The organism is Planktotalea sp. (assembly GCF_965659345.1).
Classification (GTDB): domain Bacteria; phylum Pseudomonadota; class Alphaproteobacteria; order Rhodobacterales; family Rhodobacteraceae; genus Planktotalea.
The window spans coordinates 114,897-136,994 of the sequence record NZ_CBFHVK010000001.1; the positions used below are offsets into that span (position 1 = coordinate 114,897).

19 protein-coding genes are annotated in these 22,098 nt (G+C 54.2%); 16 read left to right on the forward strand and 3 right to left on the reverse strand.

Features of this window, described 5'->3' with window-relative positions; genetic code table 11:
* The first annotated feature begins 10 nt into the window (after positions 1 to 10).
* The 8 genes from ACTG3Z_RS00595 (at position 11) to ACTG3Z_RS00630 (ending at position 8,660) form a co-directional block, all read left to right on the forward strand.
* Positions 11 to 916 (forward strand): LysR family transcriptional regulator, encoded by a 906-nt coding sequence (locus tag ACTG3Z_RS00595; RefSeq protein ID WP_439140723.1) that lies wholly within the window; start codon positions 11 to 13, stop codon positions 914 to 916.
* A gap of 72 nt (positions 917 to 988) precedes the next feature.
* On the forward strand, positions 989 to 1,774 hold the full coding sequence (locus ACTG3Z_RS00600; protein WP_439140724.1) for an inositol monophosphatase family protein: 786 nt from the start codon (positions 989 to 991) through the stop codon (positions 1,772 to 1,774).
* Positions 1,775 to 1,938: 164 nt separating this feature from the next.
* The gene (locus ACTG3Z_RS00605; RefSeq protein WP_439140725.1) at positions 1,939 to 3,162 is read left to right on the forward strand and encodes an MFS transporter; all 1,224 of its coding nucleotides are present in this window, start codon (positions 1,939 to 1,941) and stop codon (positions 3,160 to 3,162) included.
* 86 nt (positions 3,163 to 3,248) lie between these two features.
* Positions 3,249 to 4,337, forward strand: coding sequence for a serine hydrolase domain-containing protein (locus tag ACTG3Z_RS00610; RefSeq protein ID WP_439140726.1), 1,089 nt, complete (start codon positions 3,249 to 3,251; stop codon positions 4,335 to 4,337).
* A 90-nt stretch (positions 4,338 to 4,427) separates the two neighbouring features.
* On the forward strand, positions 4,428 to 6,146 hold the full coding sequence (gene metG, locus ACTG3Z_RS00615; RefSeq protein ID WP_439140727.1) for a methionine--tRNA ligase: 1,719 nt from the start codon (positions 4,428 to 4,430) through the stop codon (positions 6,144 to 6,146).
* Between the two features lie 348 nt (positions 6,147 to 6,494).
* Positions 6,495 to 7,901: a UDP-N-acetylmuramoyl-L-alanine--D-glutamate ligase gene (murD, locus tag ACTG3Z_RS00620; protein WP_439140728.1), complete on the forward strand. Its 1,407-nt coding sequence runs from the start codon at positions 6,495 to 6,497 to the stop codon at positions 7,899 to 7,901.
* A 48-nt stretch (positions 7,902 to 7,949) separates the two neighbouring features.
* Complete coding sequence (locus ACTG3Z_RS00625; RefSeq protein WP_439140729.1) at positions 7,950 to 8,279, forward strand: DUF2322 family protein; 330 nt, start codon at positions 7,950 to 7,952, stop codon at positions 8,277 to 8,279.
* 33 nt (positions 8,280 to 8,312) lie between these two features.
* Positions 8,313 to 8,660 (forward strand): hypothetical protein, encoded by a 348-nt coding sequence (locus ACTG3Z_RS00630; RefSeq protein WP_439140730.1) that lies wholly within the window; start codon positions 8,313 to 8,315, stop codon positions 8,658 to 8,660.
* Positions 8,661 to 8,716: 56 nt separating this feature from the next.
* On the opposite strand, the gene ACTG3Z_RS00635 is transcribed toward ACTG3Z_RS00630, so the two are convergent.
* The 3 genes from ACTG3Z_RS00635 to ACTG3Z_RS00645 form a co-directional block, all read right to left on the reverse strand.
* Complete coding sequence (locus ACTG3Z_RS00635) at positions 8,717 to 9,691, reverse strand: ABC transporter permease (RefSeq protein ID WP_439140731.1); 975 nt, start codon at positions 9,689 to 9,691, stop codon at positions 8,717 to 8,719.
* Positions 9,684 to 10,691 (reverse strand): ABC transporter permease, encoded by a 1,008-nt coding sequence (locus tag ACTG3Z_RS00640; protein WP_439140732.1) that lies wholly within the window; start codon positions 10,689 to 10,691, stop codon positions 9,684 to 9,686. Before ACTG3Z_RS00640 ends, ACTG3Z_RS00635 begins: the two co-directional genes overlap by 8 nt.
* Positions 10,692 to 10,827: 136 nt before the next feature.
* The gene (locus ACTG3Z_RS00645) at positions 10,828 to 12,531 is read right to left on the reverse strand and encodes a peptide ABC transporter substrate-binding protein (protein ID WP_439140733.1); all 1,704 of its coding nucleotides are present in this window, start codon (positions 12,529 to 12,531) and stop codon (positions 10,828 to 10,830) included.
* A gap of 327 nt (positions 12,532 to 12,858) precedes the next feature.
* Here ACTG3Z_RS00645 and ACTG3Z_RS00650 point away from each other — a divergent pair, with 327 nt between their 5' ends.
* The 8 genes from ACTG3Z_RS00650 to ACTG3Z_RS00685 all read left to right on the forward strand — a co-directional run bounded on the left by ACTG3Z_RS00650 (position 12,859) and on the right by ACTG3Z_RS00685 (position 22,097).
* Positions 12,859 to 14,679 carry an ABC transporter ATP-binding protein gene (locus ACTG3Z_RS00650; protein WP_439140734.1) on the forward strand — a complete coding sequence of 607 codons (1,821 nt, stop codon included), beginning with the start codon at positions 12,859 to 12,861 and terminating at the stop codon, positions 14,677 to 14,679.
* A 1-nt stretch (position 14,680) separates the two neighbouring features.
* Entirely contained in the window at positions 14,681 to 15,853 is a 1,173-nt protein-coding gene (gene argE, locus ACTG3Z_RS00655) for an acetylornithine deacetylase (protein ID WP_439140735.1), read from the forward strand.
* The gene (locus tag ACTG3Z_RS00660) at positions 15,853 to 17,193 is read left to right on the forward strand and encodes an NAD(P)/FAD-dependent oxidoreductase (RefSeq protein ID WP_439140736.1); all 1,341 of its coding nucleotides are present in this window, start codon (positions 15,853 to 15,855) and stop codon (positions 17,191 to 17,193) included. The genes argE and ACTG3Z_RS00660 overlap by 1 nt, the downstream gene beginning before the upstream one ends.
* Positions 17,194 to 17,250: 57 nt before the next feature.
* Positions 17,251 to 18,426: a M20 aminoacylase family protein gene (locus ACTG3Z_RS00665; protein ID WP_439140737.1), complete on the forward strand. Its 1,176-nt coding sequence runs from the start codon at positions 17,251 to 17,253 to the stop codon at positions 18,424 to 18,426.
* Between the two features lie 12 nt (positions 18,427 to 18,438).
* Positions 18,439 to 19,605, forward strand: coding sequence for a M20 aminoacylase family protein (locus tag ACTG3Z_RS00670; RefSeq protein WP_439140738.1), 1,167 nt, complete (start codon positions 18,439 to 18,441; stop codon positions 19,603 to 19,605).
* Positions 19,606 to 19,655: 50 nt separating this feature from the next.
* The gene (locus ACTG3Z_RS00675; RefSeq protein WP_375265445.1) at positions 19,656 to 20,471 is read left to right on the forward strand and encodes a glycosyl transferase; all 816 of its coding nucleotides are present in this window, start codon (positions 19,656 to 19,658) and stop codon (positions 20,469 to 20,471) included.
* Positions 20,472 to 20,625: 154 nt separating this feature from the next.
* Positions 20,626 to 21,789, forward strand: coding sequence for an isovaleryl-CoA dehydrogenase (locus ACTG3Z_RS00680; RefSeq protein ID WP_439140739.1), 1,164 nt, complete (start codon positions 20,626 to 20,628; stop codon positions 21,787 to 21,789).
* Positions 21,789 to 22,097, forward strand: coding sequence for a hypothetical protein (locus tag ACTG3Z_RS00685; protein WP_439140740.1), 309 nt, complete (start codon positions 21,789 to 21,791; stop codon positions 22,095 to 22,097). Before ACTG3Z_RS00680 ends, ACTG3Z_RS00685 begins: the two co-directional genes overlap by 1 nt.
* Position 22,098 lies beyond the last annotated feature (1 nt).

Sequence of the window (22,098 nt, forward strand, 5' to 3'; positions counted from 1 at the left end):
TTGCTCAGGTATGCATATTGAGTTTCGCCATCTACGCACAATCAAAGCGATTTACGAAAATGGTGGCTTGGCCAAAGCGGCAGATCAATTGCACATCACGCAAAGTGCGCTGAGCCATCAAATTAAAGGCTTAGAGGATCAGGCAGGGGTCGAATTGTTTGTCCGTCGCTCCAAGCCTATGAAGCTGTCAGCCGCTGGTATGCGATTGTTGCGGCTGGCTGAAAAAATCCTGCCCGATATTGATGCGATGCAAGCGGAATTTAGCGGATTGCGGGACGGTAAATCAGGCCGTTTGCATATCGCGATTGAATGTCATGCATGTTTCGAGTGGCTGTTTCCTGTGTTGGAGGGCTTTCGAAAGCTATGGCCAGACGTAGACGTGGATATCAAACCCGGCCTCGCCTTTGATGCGCTGCCTGCTTTGCAAAAGGAAGAGGTGGATCTGGTTGTCAGCTCTGATCCTGAAAATTTGGCTGGTGTCGAATTTACCCACCTCTTTGATTATGCACCTGTTTTCGTTGCATCAGCTCAGCACCCTTTGGCACAAAAACCATTTGTAGAAGCGCAAGATTTTCGTGGGCAAACGCTGATTACCTACCCAGTTGAACGCTCGCGTCTAGATATTTTTAGCCAGCTTTTGATCCCCGCCAAAGTAGAGCCGGCATCCATCCGCCAAGTGGAACTAACAGCTGTGATCTTGCTGCTTGTTGCGTCAAATCGTGGTATTTCTGTTTTGCCAGACTGGGTTGTCCGCGAGGTGAAGTATTCATCTGATTATGTGACGCGTCCGCTGACGAAAAAGGGACTGACCCGTCAGCTTTTTGCCGCGACCCGAAGCGATGAGGTGGCTAAACCCTACATGATGGACCTGATCCGCCTTGCCAAAGAAGAGAGCGCTAAGCTGCAGAACGCTTAAGCGCTTGGCAAATTGCGCGGCTCTGCCTATACGCGCGCTAAGCCAAGAAATGATGCTAAGGACCAAGATGCTATGCAAGGCAGCGCAAATCTAAATGTGATGATCAAAGCCGCGCGCAAAGCGGGGCGTAGCTTGACCAAAGACTTCCGTGAGGTCGAAAATTTGCAAGTGTCGCGCAAAGGCGCGGGTGATTTTGTTACCAAGGCAGATTTGGCAGCTGAAAAGATCATCAAAGAAGAGTTGATGGAAGCGCGGCCAACCTATGGCTGGCTTGCCGAAGAAGGTGGCGCAGAAGAGGGCACTGACCCGACGCGTCGCTGGATCGTAGATCCGCTGGATGGCACCACCAATTTTCTGCACGGCCTGCCGCATTGGGCGGTTTCGATCGCCTTGGAGCATAAAGGTCAGATCGTTGCGGGTGTTATTTACGACGCGGCAAAAGATGAGATGTATGTTGCAGAAAAAGGCATGGGCGCTTGGATGAATGACCAGCGCTTGCGGGTTTCTTCGCGCAATCAAATGATTGAAGGCGTTTTTGCGACTGGCATCCCGTTTGGTGGACGCTCTGACCTACCAGAGACGATCAAAGAGATTGCCAAGGTTGCGCCTGCGGTGGCGGGTATTCGTCGTTGGGGATCTGCAGCGCTTGATTTAGCCTATGTCGCGGCAGGCCGCTATGAAGGCTACTGGGAGCGCCGTTTGAACGCATGGGACCTAGCCGCGGGCATTGTTCTGGTGCGTGAAGCGGGCGGGTTTATTGAACCTTTGACCCTTGGCAAAGATATTTTAGCCGATGGTGAAGTGATCTGCGCGAATGAGGCGATCTTTTCGACTTTTGCGAAAGCGGTACGCCCATAAAGTTTCGAATTGCATGTGCAATCGGCATGAGTGGGGGCTTGCCCCCACACCCCCAGGATATTTCTGAGAGAGGAAGACCAAAAGGTTTTTCTTGATGTCCTAAACCGACAGATGGGTGTCGAAAACGTTGAAGCGGTGCTTGGGAACCGCTTTAAGTTTGGGCTATGCGGTTACTTATTTCCTTTGCAGCGTTGTTTTTATCAGTGGCATTGTTGCAGCTGTCATCTGGTGGTGTCGGGCCGCTTGATGCGCTGTCGGGTATCGTGCTGGGCTTTAGCACGACGCAAATCGGTCTTTTAGGATCCGCGCATTTTGTTGGCTTTTTCATAGGCTGCTGGTGGGCCCCACGTTTGATGGGGAGCGTCGGGCACAGCCGTGCATTCGCAGCCTTTACAGCATCTGGTGCGATTGGGCTTCTTGCGCATATGTTAGTCATTGATCCCTATGCTTGGGCATTGATGCGCGTCGCTTCGGGGCTGTGTGTTGCGGGATGCTACACGGTCATCGAAGCTTGGTTGCAAGCCAAAGTCACCAACGAAAACAGAGGCCGCGCGATGGGGGTCTACCGCGTTGCTGATATGGGGGCATCATTGGCCGCACAATTGATGATCGGGGTTTTGGAACCCGCGTCTTATGTGTCGTATAATTTGCTGGCCTTGTTGTGTTGTGCCGCATTGCTACCGCTGACCCTCACCAAAGTGAGCCAACCCAAAACACCAAGCGCGCCTAGGTTGCGGCCCATGTTGGCTGTAACACGCTCCCCCTTGGCGGCGGCGGGGGTGATTGTCGCAGCGCTTTCGAGTGCTTCGTTTCGCATGGTTGGTCCGATCTATGGGCAAGAAGTGGGGCTGCGCACAGATCAAATCGCTTATTTCCTCGCCGCATTTGTGCTGGGCGGAGCGCTCGCGCAATATCCGGTTGGGTGGCTTGCCGATAAGTTTGATCGTCGTTGGGTTTTAATCTGGCTGTCGATAGCTGCCATTGTTAGTTGCATCGTGATCAATGTGATTGTTGATTCCGGCACGACCGCGATCATGATAGGCGCTGCATTTTTCGGTCTTACAACATTTCCTATCTACTCAGTGGCCGCAGCGCACGCCCATGACTTTGCCACGGATGATGAGCGGGTCGAGCTTTCCGCGGCCTTGATGTTTTTCTTCGCCCTTGGTGCGATTGCGTCGCCGCTTTTGTCTTCAAGCTTGATTAACTGGTATGGACCATCGGCGTTGTTCCTTATGATTGCGTCGGGTCATGCTTTGTTGGTGGTCTTTGGTTTGTTGCGCATGCGCGCGCGCGATACCGTAGAAGAACGTACGCCCTACGTTTATGCGCCGCGTACGTCATTTGTGATCGGGCGGCTCTCGAAAGGGTTGCGGCGCAAGCGTTAAAAGAAATCACGAGAATAACAAACTTTTGACCCTAAAGTGGCGCGCCGGCCTGTGATCAACAGGCAAACATTTTTCGGCAGATCGGCGTGGTTTACAAAAAAGTAGTATTTCTAATGATGGTTGGTGGCGCGTTCGCAATCGGACAAGCGCTGGCGCTTGGCGTTAAGATTGGCCCGTCCAAGCCTGTATTTGTGGCGCAAGATCATAGTGAGTTTAAACCGTTACCCGCGGTGCAAACGAGCCGCCGAAAAGATGTGGTTGCCTTGGATGCGTTTGAAACCGCGTGGCGTGAATGGATGGGCACATATGGCGTGACCGCTTCGAGCATCGCGATAGGTCAAGACGGATCAATCCTGCGCTCGCGCGGAGCAAAGCGTGCACCGTCCACAAGTTTTCCCATGGCAAGCCTGTCAAAATCGATCACCGCGCATTGCTTGAACACATTTTTGGAAGGCAGCCCCTACGATTGGAGCAGTACGCTTGCAGATTTGCAGCCCGTCTTGGCCAAGCTCAACCTAACACCCGGGGACGCGATGCTAGAAAAGACCCTGACCGAGTTTGCAACGCATACAAGCGGTTTGCCGACGCGTTTAGTGCAGGGCAAAACGTCGCTTCAAAACAAACACTTGGATAGCCAAGCCTCTATGACGCGCACAGCGCTGAAAGTGCCGGCCAACTTTAATGTGGAAAGTGGATACAGCTATTCCAATGCGAATTATGCAATTCTTGGCAGCCTGATTGGCGCGATGTCTGGTGGCTCCTATGCTGAGGTGTGCAAGGCGCGGATCATGGACCCTGCAAAAGCGTTGAATGCAAATGTGTCAGGCCACATGGCCAAGACGGCTGGCTATGGTGGTTGGCTTGTTTCGGTCGAGGATTACGCACGCTATGCGATGCATTGGTTCGCACCGAATACGCCTTGGGTCAAAGAGCCGCGTGACTTCGCGCTTGATCCGGACACAGGGTATGGAATGGGGGCTTGGGTTCGCAATCATGATCGTGGATATCTGTTTTCCCATGGTGGTTCATGGAAACACACGGATCGCCGACGCGCGAATTTGGGCTCTTATATGATGGTTGGCCCTGATGGCACGGCTGTTGTGGTCAGCTGGGATACCAAGCTTCCGCCTGAAGCGTATCGTCACTTGCACCGCGCTTTTGCAGAACATTTGTAGCCCCCGCGTACAACGGGGTGTGCAAAGGCAGTTTGAACTGCCCGCGTCAGAGCGCTATGGGTTGTGCAACTCAACGCAGGACGACTCAAAATGGCTCGGCATCTTATCACTTCCGCGATCCCCTATATCAATGGGATCAAACACCTTGGCAACTTGGTAGGTAGTCAACTTCCCGCGGATCTGTACGCGCGCTTTCAGCGTGCGCGCGGCAATGAAGTTTTGTTCCTTTGCGCCACGGATGAACATGGTACCCCTGCGGAATTGGCCGCGGCCAAGGCGGGCAAACCTGTTGAAGAATATTGCGCAGAAATGTGGGCGGTTCAGGATGAGATCGCTAAGGGCTTTCGCATGTCCTTCGATCATTTCGGGCGCTCGTCCTCGCAGCAGAACCGCGAGCTGACGCAGCATTTTGCAGGACGTTTGGCCGATGCAGGGCTGATCGAGGAAGTCGCGGATCAGCAGATTTATTCCAAAGCCGATGGCCGCTTTCTGCCAGATCGCTATGTGGAAGGGACTTGCCCCAACTGCGGCTTCGAGAGTGCGCGTGGCGATCAGTGCGACAACTGCACCAAGCAGCTTGATCCGGTGGATCTGATCAATCCTTACTCGACAATTTCAGGCTCGACTGACTTGGAAATGCGCGAGACGAAACACCTCTACCTGCGCCAAAGCCAGATGAAAGATCAGCTCTCGGAGTGGATCGACAGCAAGGATGATTGGCCCGTGCTGACCACCTCGATCGCGAAGAAATGGCTTCATGACGGCGATGGTCTGCAAGATCGCGGCATCACGCGCGATCTGAACTGGGGCGTGCCTGTGAAGCGCGGCTCTGAGGATTGGCCGGGCATGGAGGGCAAGGTGTTCTACGTCTGGTTCGACGCGCCGATTGAATACATCGCTTGCGCCAAGGAATGGGCTGACGCGAATGGCAAAAGCGATGCGGATTGGCAGCGCTGGTGGCGCACCGACCAAGGCGCAGAGGATGTGCGCTATACGCAGTTCATGGGCAAGGATAACGTGCCTTTTCATACGCTTAGCTTTCCTGTCACGATCCTCGGCTCTGGCGAGCCGTGGAAGTTGGTCGACTACATCAAGGGCCTGAATTACCTCAATTATGATGGTGGTCAGTTCTCCACGTCGCGCGGGCGCGGCGTGTTTATGGATCAAGCCTTGGAAATTTTGCCCGCTGATTATTGGCGCTGGTGGCTGCTGAGTCACGCGCCGGAAAGCAGCGATAGCGAGTTCACTTGGGAGAATTTCCAAGCGTCGGTGAATAAAGATCTGGCCGATGTTCTGGGCAATTTCGTCTCGCGCGTGACCAAATTCTGCCGCTCCAAATTCGGCGAAGTGGTGCCCGAGGGCGGCGCATGGGGCGAACGCGAAGAGGCGCTGATCGCAGAGCTTACGACCCGCATCCGCGCTTACGAGGGCTATATGGACGCGATGGAAGTGCGCAAATCCGCTGGCGAGTTGCGCGCGATTTGGGTCGCGGGCAATGAATATTTGCAAGCCGCCGCCCCATGGGTGACGTTCAAGGAAGACCCCGAAACAGCCGCCGCGCAAATCCGCCTCGCGCTGAACCTGATCCGGCTCTATGCAGTGCTGTCCAGCCCGTTCATTCCCGACGCTGCCGAGACGCTGATGCGTGCGATGCAGTGCGAGGATGACAGCTGGCCTGATAATGTTGAGGCCGCCTTGGGTGCGTTGCCTGTCGGGGCAGCCTTCTCTGTACCTGACGTGACCTTCCGTAAGATCACAGATGATGAGCGTGAGGATTGGCAAGAGAAGTTCGCGGGCGTCCGTGAGTAATCCCTACCAACAGATCCCTCTCGGATTTACACCGACCTTCGCCATAGGAGGGCAGGGCCTTTTCAGTTCACGTTCGGCGTGTATGCTTTAACAAATTATTGAAGTAAGGCGTCAGCATGTGAATCGTTGTGGTCTTGTTTCTGGAATAGAACGCTGTGGAACTTGGCAGCCTTTGCGCAAGCAACGTTGTCAATGGGAAGTGACCATCCTGTGTGCGCCGGTGACTACGAACAGGCAAAGCACTACTTCATCGAAACCCAGCGTAGAATTGATGCTTTGCCGAGCGAATAGCTAGCCATTTCCTGCCAAACCGACTACCGATAGCCGCACTTATCGGGAGGGCTCATCATGATTCCAGTGCAAGGATACACAGGCGCGCGCGTTGGGGTGTTGGGGCTGGGGCGCTCTGGCCTGTCCGCTGCGCGTGCGCTGCGTGAAGGTGGGGCCGTGCCGATCTGTTGGGACGATAATGAGACCGCCCGCACCAAGGCGGAGGGGGAGGGGTTCGAGACGGCCAAGCTCACGGGAAAAACCCTTGCAGAGCTTGCGGTCTTGATCACATCACCGGGCATTGCGCATCTTTACCCGATGCCCAATCCTGTGATCGAAGAGGCCTATGAACTGGGCGTACCTGTGGACAACGACATCTCGCTCTTTTTCCGTTCTTTCGCGACAACGGAATGGCAGAATATGGACGTTGTTCCGCGTATCGTCGCGGTGACGGGATCGAACGGGAAATCCACGACATCCGCATTGATCCACCACGTTTTAGAGCACACAGGTCGCGCCACGCAGCTTGCGGGAAACATCGGTCGCGGCGTGCTCGACATTGATCCTGCAATTGACGGCGAAGTTGTTGTGCTGGAGCTGTCGTCCTATCAAACCGACCTTGCCCGTGCTTTGACACCGGATGTCGCGGTGTTCACCAATCTCTCCCCTGATCATCTGGATCGTCATGCGGGCATGGGTGGCTATTTCGCAGCCAAGCGCCGCTTATTCGCTGAAGGCGGGCCAGAGCGCGCGATTATTGGTGTGGATGAAGCTGAGGGTTCGTATTTGGCCGGACAAATGGCGCAAGGGCCGCAGGATGATCGGGTGATCCGCGTCTCTATAGATCGCAAGTTGACGGAGTTTGGCTGGACGGTTTTCGCGCGCAAAGGCTTCTTGTCTGAGTATCGCAAAGGGCGTCAGATTGGCTCTATCGATCTGCGCGCGATCAAGGGCTTGCCCGGCACGCACAACCATCAAAACGCCTGCTGCGCATATGCGGTGTGTCGGACATTGGGGCTGGCACCTAGGGTGATTGAGGCTGGATTGGCGTCTTATCCGGGCTTGCCGCATCGCTCGCAGATTGTCGCTGAGGCGCAGGGTGTGACCTATGTGAATGACAGCAAAGCCACGAATGTGGACAGTGCCAAACAAGCGCTTGGCGCGTTCAAAAAGATTCGCTGGATTTGTGGCGGGCTTGAGAAAGAGGGCGGCGTTGGTGCGTTGGCAGATGTGGCAGGCGAGGTGTTGAAAGCCTATGTGATCGGGCGTGACGCCGAAGGGTTTGCGCTGCAATTGTCAGGGGTTGAGAGTGATATCTGCGTGTCCATGGAACAAGCTGTGGCACGTGCGATGGCGGATGCAGGGGAGGGTGAGACAGTGCTTTTGGCCCCTGCGGCGGCCAGTTTCGATCAGTATGACAATTTTGAAAAACGCGGGGATCACTTTGCGCAACTGGTCAAAGCAACGCTTGGCCAACAGGGTTAAGGCGCTACGCGCGACCGAAATGGACTTAACATTTATAAGGACTTAGACATGATCCAGCCAACATCTTCCTTTAAGGACAATCTGGCGCTGATGCCCTCGATCGATACGCTTGCAGCGATTGAGTTGAGTGATCCAAAAGGGGAAATCGTTGCACGCATCGATAATCAACCCGGCAAGCAAGGATCTTTGATTGTGTATCAGTATCTTCATCAAGAATTTGGGGAGATAAATATGGAGGCTGCGCAGCACGGTCTAGATGTGTTTGCCGAACACACCCCAGACGCTAAAGCGCGCCCCGGTGCGCATCCTAACATAGATCAGTTGTTTCGCATTATTGATGGGGCGGACGCGCTGAAGGTGACTTTGATTGCAGCTTAAGCGTTGCGGTTGCGATGCGAAGGACACTCTAACATGCTAGCGGAACGTGTTCGGCGAGTTCTGATCGAAGTTGCACGTCAGGGTCAGCCGATCACCTATCAAGCGCTCGCGCTAAAGCTCGAACTTGCGCCACCTAATACTGTTCGGCAACTGACCACGGCGTTAGAGGAGTTGATGGAGCAAGATGCTGCAGTGGGCCACCCGCTGATTGCGGCACTTGTTGTGAGTAAAGCTACACAGGGTCTTCCGAGACAGGGCTTTTTTGAGTGTGCGCATCGGCTTGGTCGTTTTCAAGGCGATTTAGATGGTTCAGCGGCAGCGCGCTATCACCATTCAGAATTTGACAGTGTTGTCACCTTTTGGGGCAGCGCGGGCCATTAGCAACGAGTTTTTGGATCAATTTTTTGCGTAAGGTGCGTGGTATCACGCACCTTACCTTAACGCCCACGAATACGGGGATCCAAGGCGTCACGTAAGCCGTCACCCAAGTAGTTTACAGACAGAACAGTCAGCGAAATCGCGATACCTGGAAGGACCACACGCTCTGGATATTCGGTCATGCGCGGAACACTGTCAGCCAGCATCTTGCCCCATGTTGGAAAGTCGGACGGGAAACCGACGCCAAGGAAGCTCAATGCGCTTTCCGTAATGATCGCTGTTGCAAGCCCCAATGTTGCGGAGACCATGATGGGGGACATGATATTGGGCAATAGATGGCGCGTGATGATCTTATAGGGTGTTGTGCCGATGGAGCGGGCAGCAAGGATGAATTCGCGCTCTTTCAGCGCCAATATCTCGCCGCGTACGATACGCGCTGTTTGCATCCAGCTTGTGATACCGATGATACCAACAATCAGCACGAACATGCCACCCTCTGGCCCGTATGCGGCACGCAAAGGTTGGCGGAACAAAGTCACGGCCACCAGTAGGAGCGGAAGCAGAGGGAGAGACAGTACCAAATCTGTAAAGCGCATCAAGACGCCATCCAGGCGCTTAAAGTAGCCTGAGAGCACGCCAATCAATGTCCCGAGCACCAACGCGAGGATCATCGCAGCCCAACCCACAGCAAGCGACGTGCGCCCGCCTTTGATCATATTGGCGAGCATATCGCGCCCTAAGTTGTCGGTGCCGAGGGGGCGGTTCCATGCAACCTTTGCATCACCGTCCCACAGCCACGTGTAGATCGGGCGGATGTCTTTGTTGCGGATGTCGAGTTTTTGCGGATCAAGCTGCCAAATGAGCGGCCCCAAAAGCACAAAGAGCGTGATGAATAGCAAGAATCCACCACCAAAGAGCGCGCCTTTATGTTTGCGGAACTGGTCCCAAACGTCTTTCCACTGGCTACGCGGGGGCTTTTGAGGCTCTTTATCTTTGAGCGCTTCAATCGCGTCGATCTGGGTTGCATCAGTCATAGCGGATCCTCGGGTCAAGGACGCCGTAGAGTATGTCGGCAATCAGGTTAAACAGAACGATCAAGATCGCGAAGATAAAGGTGAGGGTCAGCACCATTGGAATGTCATTGGCAAAGAGCGCCGTCAGCAAAAGCTGACCGATGCCGTTCACCTTGAAAACGTTCTCTGTGATGATTGCGCCGCCAAAGATTGCGGGCATCCCGAGTGCAATGACTGTGACCACGGGGATCATCGAGTTGCGCAATACATGAACCATTACGACAATCGCCTCTGAGAGACCTTTGGCGCGCGCTGTGCGTACGTAGTCTTGGTTCAGGTTCTCTAGCATGGATGCGCGCATGTAACGGCTTATCTGCGCCGTGGTTTGCAGGGCAAGCACCATGACGGGCATAATCATTTGCATGAATTGCACTTTGAAGCTGGCCCAATCGGTGACCACATGGGTGGTATCATAGATCGAAGGGAGCCAGCCGAGTTGCACGGAAAACAGTACAATGAGCAATGGACCGGTAAAGAAAGGCGGGATCGAAAAGCCGATCATCGACACGAAGGTGCCTGTTTGATCAAAGACTGAGTACTGGCGATACGCAGAATAAATGCCGATTGGCAGCGCGATCAACACACCTACGATATAGGCCATCGCAACAACCCAAAGCGTCTGAGGCATACGCTGGATCACGATGTCCATTACAGGGCTGCGGGTCTGCCAAGAGATAACGCGCTGCACGCCTTCAGTGTATGTTGTGCCCCACATCCAGTCCCAGAACACCATCGGTTCAATGATAAAGAACTGATAGAGCCACTTGAAAAAGCGGATATGCGCGGGCTGGCCAAGACCAAGCGCTTCGCGCATCTTTTCTTTCACCTCAGGTGGAACGGTCAGGGGAACCTGCGCCATGGGATCGCCGGGGGCGAGTTCCATCAGCATGAAGATCACAAGCGCGATGAACAGAAGCGTCGGAACGGATAGGATCAGACGTCGTATCGTGAATGTCAGCATGTGGATCCAGACTTGAAGATCGGTGTGTTGGCGGCTCTGCCTCGTGCAGGCAAAACGGCAAACAGACCAATGGGACTAATAAAGGGATGCGCCCTGCCAAAATGACATCGGCAGGGCGCGAAGGCTTAGAGTAAAATTACTCTGTGCGGTGCCAATCTGCGATGTTCCACAGCTCGGAGTCCCAAACGTTCAGAACAACGCCGCCAAGGTTGTTGGCATGCGCAGAAACACGTGCACGGTTCACAAGTGGAACGATCGTGTTTGTGTCTTTGGTCAGCATGTCGTTCATCTTACGCGCAATTTCGCCGCGCTTGTCGATGTCACCTGTGCGTGCCAGTTCGTCGATCAGCTCGTCATATGCTGGGTCGCAGAAGCGGTTGATGTTCTCACCCTGCCACTGGCTGGATGGCTTTGGCTCGTTGCCACAACGATATGCAGCGAGGTACTGCTGTGGGTCAGTGCCGTTGAACGTGTTCGCATACATTTCTACGTCTGCGTAGAACTTCTGGAACGTGTCAGGCGAACCTGGGTCACCGCCGAAGAAGACAGACGCGTCGAGGTTACGAAGCTCTGTTTCAACACCGATCTGGCTCCACCAGTCTTTGATCAGCGCCTGGAAGTCCTGGCGCACAGCGTTTGTGGACGTCTGGTACAGAATGGAAAGCTTCACGCCGTCCTTTTCACGTACGCCGTCACCGTCGCTATCAACCCAGCCAGCACCATCGAGAAGCGCGCGCGCTTTGTCGAGATCTTGCGTCAAGCAAGAGGTGTTGTCGGATGCATAGATCGCTGGAGCAGGGACGAGGTTACAAGTTGGTGTACCCGCCTTGCCGTAGCCAACTTCGGTAAGCAATGCACGGTCGATAGAGATCGACAGAGCTTCGCGAACCGCAGGATCGCTGAGGAACGGGTGAGGCTCTGCAACCGTTGCACGCGTCTCTGGTGGGAGATCCGGGCTTGGGTTGGTCATGTTCATCTCAAGACGCTCAACCAATGGGCCGAAACCTGCGATGGCCTTACCTTTGCCAGCTTCTTCCATCTTTGCGATGACGTCTGGTGCCAGCTGAAGGTTCCAAGCGTAGTCGAACTCGCCTGTCTCAAGAACAGAACGACCCGCACCATTCGCGTCACCACCACCTTTGAAGTTCACGTTCGCAAACGCTGGCTTTGCAGGATCACGGTAGTTGGGGTTCGCAGAGAACTGGATCACGTCGTTTGGACGGAAATCGTCAACAACGAATGGACCTGTGCCGATTGGGTTAAAGTTTGCTTCGGTGCACTCTGGCGCTTTCGCACCTAGGCAATCTGCAAACTGAGCAGCCTGTAGGATTGGCGACTGACCACCAACAAATGGGCCGTATGGATTTGGCTTGGGCTGATCGAATGTTACTTTGACTGTCAGATCATCCAACGCTTCGACAGATGTAACACCATCAAAGAATGCAAGCTGCGCACAGCCGCCTTCCGGATCCATGCAATACTGAGCGGTAAATTTTACATCCGCAGAGGTAACTGGCGTGCCGTCGGACCACAGCAGGCCCTCTTGGATTTTCCATGTGATCTGAGTGAGGTCTTCGGAAACACCACCGTTTGCAACAGTTGGAATTTCAGCAGCAAGGAAGGGAACCATCTCGCCGGTTTCATTGTAGCGCGCGAGCGGTTCGAGCACGAGCGACGCCGATTCGACATCCTTTGTACCGCCAGAAAGGAACGGGTTCAGGATGGAAGGCGCTTGCCAATAGATGATGTTGACGGTGCCGTCTGATCCACGCTCGGCCATGGCCATTGGGGCCATCGCAAAGCTTGCAGCCGCACCCATCAAGAGTGTTCGAAGCATCATAAAAGTCTCTCCTTGTTGAACAAAATCAACGCCATAGTGGCGTTGACCTAGCATTTTTAACGGTTCGGGTTTGCCCAAACCTTTTGACAACAGCCAAGGGAACGACCACTCGGCGGGTTTGATCAAGAATCAACCCAGCCAAAAGAGACACCCCCGACCACTGAGCCTTATCGAAACAGAGTTTTGGGAAATTGCAAGCGTCTTGCTTATGAAAATTCGCGGGCATTACAGAAACTTGGACCGTTGCCGTAAGCATCGCTGAAAGGTTTTGACATCCCAAGTGATCTGACCGTAGCCTTCTTTATTGCATGCAATGGGGAAGATGAAATGCTCGACCAGCCAATCGCTCAAATAGAGAACCTTAGGGTCGAATTCCAAACCAAAGACGGGCCTGTGGTTGGTGTTGAGGACGTTTCGTTCTCTATCAATTCGGGCGAAACGGTTTGCGTTGTGGGCGAATCGGGATCTGGTAAATCGGTGTCGTCGCTGTCGCTGATGCGCCTGGTAGAATACGGCGGTGGTGAAATTGCAGGCGGTCGCCTCATTTTTAATCGAAAAGATGATGGCGAAATGGATCTGCGCGCTGCTGGGCCTGATCTCATGCGTACGATTCGCGGCAATGAGATCGGAATGATCTTCCAAGAACCGATGACCGCGTTGAACCCGGTGTTCACGGTCGGGCGTCAGTTGACTGAAGGCTTGCGGGTACACAAGAACCTGAGCAAAGCGCAGGCCGAAGAGCGGGCGCTAGAATTGTTGCGTCAGGTGCGTATCCCTGAACCCGAAAAACGCCTTGATCAATATCCGCATGAATTGTCAGGCGGGATGCGCCAACGTGTGGTTATCGCGATTGCACTAGCGTGCGAGCCGCGCTTGCTGATCGCGGATGAGCCAACAACAGCGCTAGACGTGACCATTCAGGCGGAAATATTGGCCCTCATGGATCGCCTCAAGCGCGAGACGGGGACAGCTGTGATGTTTATCACCCACGATATGGCGGTGGTTGCACAAATGGCAGACCGCGTTGTCGTGATGTTTCGCGGCAACAAGGTGGAAGAGGGCACTGTCGAGGAAATCTTCGAGAACCCGCAGCACCCTTATACCAAAGCGCTTTTGGCAGCTGTTCCAAAGCTAGGCGAGATGCGCGGTAAAGCAGCGCCTGAGCCAATGAAGCTGCTCGGCACAGACCAAGATGAAATAAAGCCGATCCCGGGCACGAATGAACCTTTGCTTGCGGTCACCGGACTGACGACGCGTTTTCCCGTCACAGGTGGTTTGCTGCGCCGCGTCGTCGCGAATGTGCATGCGGCGGAGGATATTTCGTTCACGATCAACAAAGGCCAAACGCTGTCACTGGTGGGTGAGTCCGGGTGTGGCAAGTCCACGGTGGGCCGCTCATTGCTGCGTTTGGTGGAACCCATGAGCGGACAGATCACGCTGGCTGGTAAAGAGATCATGGACATGGGCCCATCGGAGTTGCGCGCAAGCCGATTGGACATGCAAATGATTTTCCAAGATCCGTTTGCATCGCTGAACCCGCAGATGCAGTTGATTGATCAAGTCGCAGAACCAATGCGCAATTATGGCACGGCATCGGGGAAGGAGCTGACTGACCGCGTTGAGATGCTTTTTGATCGTGTTGAACTTCCGCGCTCTTTCTTGCGCCGTTTCCCGCATGAGCTTTCAGGTGGTCAACGTCAACGCGTCGCCATTGCGCGGGCTTTGGCCTTGAACCCCAAACTGATTGTTGCGGATGAGGCGGTGTCGGCCCTCGACGTGTCAGTTCAAGCGCAGGTCGTGAACCTCATGATGGAACTGCAGGCGGAACTGGGTCTGAGCTATCTGTTCATTAGCCACGATATGGCCGTGGTTGAGCGCGTTAGCCATTACGTAGGCGTGATGTATCTGGGGCGGATCGTCGAAATGGGTCCGCGCGCGGCTGTGTTTGAAAACCCGCAGCACGCTTATACGCAAGCGTTGATGAAGGCGGTGCCAATCGCTGACCCGCGCAAGCGCAAAGATGAGCGCGATTTGAATTTCAAGCCGATCCCGTCACCAATGCATCCTGTCGGATATGATCCTGAACCGTCAAAGTACAAAGAAGTGGCGCCAGAGCATTTTGTTTTGCTGACAGATAGCGGGTATTGAAATGGTTGAGACGCTTTCTCCCCTAGCGCTAATGACAAAGCTTATCAGCTTTCCCACAGTATCGCGGGATAGCAACTTGCCCCTTATTGATTGGGTCGAAGACTATCTCAATTCGCACGGCATCACGTGCCACCGCTTCTATGAGGATAGCGAAGATCGCATCGTTGAAAAGGCCGCGCTCTTTGCGCATGTGGGGCCGGATCAGGAAGGCGCAATCGTGCTTTCTGGTCATACGGATGTCGTGCCGATTGATGGCCAGCCTTGGGACACCGACCCTTGGACTGTGATTGAAAAGGACGGAAAATACTACGGGCGCGGCACTTGCGATATGAAAGGGTTCGATGCTCTTGCGATCTGGACTTTGGTCGAGGCCCACAAACGCGGGGTGAAACGTCCTTTGCAAATCGCGCTCAGTTTTGACGAGGAAATCGGCTGCACGGGTGCGCCGCCAATGATTGATCGCATGCTCGAAGTCCTGCCCAAAGCCAGCGCTGTAATCGTTGGTGAACCGAGTATGATGCAAGCGGTCACAGGTCATAAAGGTGGGCGCGGGTACATGACCCATGTGAAAGGTTTTGAGGTGCATTCCTCGATCCTGCATACTGGGGTCAATGCGATCATGTACGGATCCAAGCTGATTGACTGGGCCAATGATGTTAACACGGCGAATATGGCCGCTGAACCAACAGAAATAGCAGCGCAGTTTGATCCACCTTTCACAACAGCGCATGTTGGCATTATCGAGGGTGGAACAGCGCACAACATCACGGCCAAGGACTGTCATTTTGGCGTCGATTTCCGTGTCGTACCTGGCGAAGATCCCTTTGATTGGCGTGACCGTTATTTTGCGAAAGTCCGTGAGGTCGAAGCGATGATGCAAGCCGTTGTACCCGAGACTTCGATAGAGCTCACCGAGCGCTTCAACGTCCCGCCGCTCGTACCCGAAGAGAACGGTGAAGCCGAAACGCTGGTGCGTCAGATCACTGGTGACAATGCCTCTCATAAGGTGAGCTACGGCACTGAAGCCGGACAGTTCCAAGAACGGGGGTATTCCGCAGTTATTTGTGGTCCAGGTGATATTGCACAGGCCCATCAACCCAATGAATTTTGCACAGTTGCGCAATTCAATGCAGGTCATGCCTTTATGGAGAAGCTTTTAGAGCGTTTGCTGTAATGGCCTTTCCAATCAGCGCGCAAAGCCCGATTGAACATTCGGCTGAACTGCCACGCACGGCTGACGCTGTGGTCATTGGCGGCGGGATCATCGGCGTGATGACCGCTTGGGAATTGGCCAAAGCCGGGCTCAAACCCGTCCTTTTGGAAAAAGGGCGCATCGCGGGCGAGCAATCATCGCGCAATTGGGGCTGGATCAGAGCGCAGGGGCGCGATCTCTCAGAAATCCCGATTATGCTCGAGGCACAAAAGATGTGGGGCGATCTAGACAAACAAGTGGGCGGTGTCGGTTTGGCAACGACGGGTACGTTGTTCATGGCCGCTAAAGACGAGGATATGGCGGGCTATCAAGACTGGCTTGATTTTGCCGCACCTTATCAGCTCAGCTCCAAACTTCTGAGCGCGCATGACTTGGCCGATCTTATCCCACAAGCCAATGCGCGCTGGGCGGGCGCGCTGTACACCCCGAATGATCTGCGCGCAGAGCCTTGGGTCGCAGTGCCTACGCTTGCGCGTGCTGCTGTTGAAGAGGGCGTCACGATTATCGAGAATTGCGCTGTTCGGATGCTTGATCTTGAAGCTGGTAAAGTCACGGGCGTGATCACAGAAAAAGGGCGGATCAAAGCGCCGCAAGTTGCGCTCGCAGGGGGGGCGTGGTCGTCACTTATGCTGCGGCGTCACGGCGTTTCAATCCCTCAGCTCAGCGTGCGTGCCACAGTTGCTGCCACAGACGTCCTTCCTGAGGTTGTGTCTGATAGCGGCGTGGATGATCGCATCGCGTGGCGGCGGCGTGCGGATGGTGGCTATTCACTGGCCCCATCTGGATTTCACGAACTTTTTGTCGGGCCGGATGCATTTCGCGCTGCACTGGGGTTTTTACCGCAACTTATCCAAGATCCTTTGGGCACACGCTACCTTCCATCCGCGCCAAAGGGGTTTCCTGATGCGTGGGGGACCAAACGACGCTGGAGTGCGACAGAGCAAAGCCCGTTTGAGCAAATGCGTATTCTAAACCCTGAACCAAACGCGCGCAAAGTGACCAAGCTTGCGCGTGATTTTGCGGACACGTTTCCAACACTCGGCAAGGTGAAGATTAAAGAGGCATGGGCCGGCATGATTGATGTGATGCCGGATGTGGTGCCTGTTGTGGATACCTGCGCTGCGCTTCCTGGATTGACGATTTGCACTGGCATGTGTGGTCATGGTTTTGGCATTGGCCCTGCGTTCGGGCGTATCACTGCAAAGCTTATGCAAGGCAAAGAAACGGGCCATGATCTCAGCCGTTTCCGCCTAAGCCGTTTTTCTGATGGGTCCAAACTGGTCTTAGGGCCGAACCTATAAGCCTTGCCAAACGCGCTGAGATAATACAGGCTTACACAAAATTGGGGGAAGACAAATATGCCTATCCATAACCGTTTCGCTGATCTGCATCCTGAAATTACCGAGTGGCGTCGTCATTTACACACGATCCCCGAGTTGGGCTTCGCTTTGCCTCAAACGGCAGCCTTTGTTGAAGAGCGTTTGCGCGACATTGGCGTGGACAGCCTTGAAACAGGCGTTGCGCAAACCGGCATGGTTGCGGTGATCAAGGGCAAAACCGATACCTCTGGCCGTGTCATCGGCCTGCGTGCGGATATGGATGCCCTGCCGATCCACGAGATTGCTGATGTTGAGTATACATCCACACATGACGGCAAAATGCATGCCTGTGGTCATGATGGTCACACTGCGATGCTGTTGGGGGCGGCGAAATACCTTGTAGAGACGCGCAATTTCGATGGCACGGCCGTGCTCTTTTTCCAACCCGCAGAAGAGGGTGGTGGCGGTGGTAAAGTGATGGTCGATGAAGGCGTGATGGATCGCTATAATGTCGACGAGGTTTACGGTCTGCATAATATGCCCGGCTGCGCAGAGGGTGGGTTTGCCATTCGAAAAGGTGGTCTTATGGCGGCGACAGATCTTGTAGAAATCAAGATCACCGGTAAAGGCGGGCACGGTGCGATTCCACACCAAGCCATTGATCCCAATATCACTGCGGCGCATATCTTGCTTGCACTTCAAAGCATCACCAGTCGCAATGTGGATCCGCTTGAAAACGCGGTACTGTCAATCTGTATGATGAGCAATGACAGCAGTGCGTTTAACGTGATCCCGCAGACGGTGAACCTGTGCGGGACCGTGCGCACTTTATCGCCAGAGGTGCGCGATTTGGTCGAACAGCGCATCAAGAAGATCACGAGTTCCACGGCGGATGCCTTCGATTGCTCTGTCGAGATTGTATACGAACGCGGCTACCCCGTGACTGTGAACCACGACGTCGAAACCGATCATGCAATCGCAGTTGCTAAGTCCATTGCGGGCGAAGGCGCAGTTGACCCCAACACGCCACCGATGATGGCCGGCGAAGATTTTTCTTACATGCTTGAAGCACGCCCCGGTGCCTATATCTTCCTTGGTAATGGGGAGGGCGGGGCAATGGTCCACCATCCTGAGTATGTCTTTAATGATGACATCATACCTGCGGGCTGTTCATGGCTTGCTGGCATGATCGAAACCCGTATGCCCGCTGCTTAGAGGAGCCACCTTATGCCTATCAAAAACCGTCTCGCTGAAATGTTGCCCGAAATCACAGAATGGCGCCGTGATCTGCACGAGCATCCTGAGATCTTGTTTGAAACCCACCGCACATCCGCGATCGTCGAAGAAAAGCTCAAAGCGTTTGGCTGCGATGAGGTTGTAGGCAAAATTGGCCGCACTGGCGTTGTGGGTGTGATCAAAGGCAAACAGAATTCTTCTGGCAAGGTCATAGGCCTGCGCGCGGATATGGACGCATTGCCGATCCACGAGCAGACGGGGCTGGAGTACGCCTCCAAAACACCAGATGCGATGCATGCGTGCGGTCACGATGGCCATACGGCGATGTTGCTGGGGGCCGCGAAATATCTGTCTGATACGCGCAATTTTGACGGGACTGTCGTGGTTATCTTCCAACCCGCCGAAGAGGGCGGCGGCGGCGGCAAAGAGATGTGTGATGACGGGTTGATGGAGAAATTCGGCATCCAAGAGGTCTATGGCATGCACAATTGGCCGGGTTTGCCTGTTGGTGAATTTGCGATCCGCTCGGGTCCGTTCTTTGCCGCGGCAGATTTGTTCACAATCGAACTGGAGGGCAAAGGCGGTCACGCCGCTAAACCACATGACACAGTTGATACGACTGTCATGGCAAGCCAACTGGTTTTATCATTGCAAACAATCGCCTCACGTAACGCCGACCCGATTGAGCAATTAGTCGTCTCTGTCACGTCCTTTGAAACTTCATCCAAAGCGCACAACGTGATCCCGCAAAAGGTGCACATTAAAGGTACAGTGCGCACGTTGAGCCCTGAAACGCGTGACCTTGCAGAAAAGCGCATGGGCGAGATTTGCGCTGGGGTTGCCGCAACCTTTGGCGGCCAGATTGAGTTGGACTACACGCGCAACTATCCGGTCATGGTAAACTCTGAAGAGCAAACTGCGTTTGCCGCGAAAGTTGCAGAAAGTGTTTCGGGCAAGCCCACGCAAGACGCGCCTTTGGTCATGGGCGGTGAGGATTTCGCCTTCATGCTCGAAGAGCGTCCCGGTGCCTACATCGTTGTCGGCAATGGTGATACGGCAATGGTGCACCATCCCGAATACAACTTCAATGATGAGACCTCACCGTCAGGCGCAAGCTGGTGGGCAGAGATCGTTGAACAGCGCATGCCCGCTGCCTGACGCTCAGGCTTTTCATATCGATGCGCCTACGTTAGAGCGGGCGCATCGATATGAAAAAGGACGACCAAGATATGATCACCGCATGTTGCATCAAATGGGGTAAACCCTTTGGGCCGGAATACGCCAACCGACTCTACTCTGGTGTGCGCCGCAATACGGTCGGTGATCTACGTTTTGTATGTGTGACAGAGCATCCCGAAGGGCTGCATCCTGATATTGAGGTTGTCCCGCTCGAATTTGAAACCTTCGATGATGAAATGACAAAAGCGCATACCGAGAATGGCTGGTCCAATGAGATGCGTAAGATCACTTTGTTCAAACCGGGTTTGATCCCGAACCATTCTGGTCGTCTTATGGGCTTTGATCTTGATGTTGTGATCACAGGCGATCTGATGCCAATCTGGAACCATGCACCGGGGAAAGTTTCGATGCGTCACGACTGGATCGAAAAGCGAAAAGGCAAGGGAACGGGTCATGGCTCCGTCTTTTTGTTTGATCCTGACCAACACGACTATCTTTATGGCGATATGGCGAAAGACCCGCGCGGGCGCGTTATCGAATCGCGCGGAAATGAGCAGCGCTACACATGGAGCCGCGCACTGGCAAACGGCGATTTCGAGTACTTGCCCGAAGACATGATCGTATCGTTCAAGCACGGTTGCCTGCCGATGTGGCCGTTGAACTACTTCAAAGCACCCGTATTACCCGAAGGTGCTGCGGTTGTATGTACGCATGGCCGCCCGAAAACTGCTGAGGCAGTGACAGGGTATCCAGGTTTGCTGCACCGTCACTCGCGCCCCTGCGCTTGGATGAAAGATCATTGGATTGATCGTGCCAAAGCGCACCTTGGCGACGACTACGCGTAAACCTATTCTTCATTTTTTCCAAATAAACTCCCGCCGGAGGCTCCCTTCGGCGGTCAAAGTGACGTGCCGTAGTTAATGGCGCGCGACGCTTGACGGAATCGTGTGGCTCCCCCATTATCTGAACAAGCGTTCAATAAACTTCGGAGCCACGACTATGTTCATGCACTCAATGAGTTTCGATCTTGGCGAAGACGTCAATGCTCTTCGCGATATGGTGCATCGTTGGGCGCAAGATCGCGTCAAACCGATGGCGGCAGAAATTGATAGCTCCAATGCTTTCCCGCCCGAACTCTGGGCAGAAATGGGCGCGCTTGGACTTCATGGGATCACCGTGGATGAAGACTTCGGGGGCTCTAATATGGGCTACCTTGCCCATGTCATCGCAGTTGAGGAGATCGCGCGGGCTTCTGCGTCGGTCTCGCTCAGCTACGGCGCGCATTCAAACCTTTGCGTTAATCAAATCAGCCTGAACGGCACGCCGGAGCAGAAAGCAAAATATCTGCCCAAACTGGTGTCTGGTGAACATGTAGGTGCGCTTGCAATGTCAGAACCGAACGCTGGCTCTGACGTGGTGTCGATGAAGCTGCACGCGGAAAAGCGTAACGATCATTATCGCCTCAAAGGCAATAAATACTGGATCACCAATGGCCCCGACGCGGACACGCTTGTTGTTTACGCCAAAACGGATCCTGATGCTGGTTCCAAAGGCATGACCGCTTTCCTGATTGAAAAATCCATGACCGGGTTCAGCACATCTAACCATTTCGACAAACTCGGTATGCGCGGATCAAACACCGCAGAGTTGGTTTTTGACGACGTCCAAGTCCCGTTTGAGAACGTGCTTGGCGAAGAAGGCAAAGGCGTGCGTGTCCTGATGTCAGGTCTTGATTATGAACGTGTTGTGCTTTCTGGCATTGGAACGGGCATCATGGCGGCCTGCCTTGATGAAATCATGCCCTATATGGTGGAGCGCAAGCAATTTGGCCAAAGCATTGGAAATTTCCAACTGATGCAGGGAAAAATTGCGGATATGTATACAAAAATGAACAGCGCTCGCGCCTATGTCTACGAAGTTGCACGCGCTTGCGACAAAGGGCAGGTCACACGCCAAGACGCCGCTGCCTGTGTGCTTTATGCCTCTGAAGAAGCGATGGTTGTTGCGCATCAAGCGGTTCAAGCGATGGGAGGGGCAGGGTTTCTCAATGACAGTCCTGTCGCGCGCATTTTCCGCGATGCCAAGCTGATGGAGATTGGCGCTGGCACTTCTGAAATTCGCCGCATGCTGGTGGGGCGTGAACTGATGGGAGCGATGTCGTAATGCCGCGTTGGCTGCTTTGGACGCCGATTGCGGCGCTCACAGTGGCAACTGCATTTTTTGGCCTGCGCGCTGGCTGGCACGTCTCTGCCTTGACAGAAAGTGACGTGATCAATCGCGCTGCTGCGAACTACCTAAGCGGCGATGCCATGCGCCAAGCCACTGATTGTGAAGCGAAACCCTCCGAAGTGGATGATGTCTGGCTCATTGTGATTTGCCGTGCATCGACGGGCGAAACAGAGATATACCAAGCCAATCGATATGGTCGCGTTCAACTTGGCTCCACCTCTTATGGTCAGCCAGAGACATAAT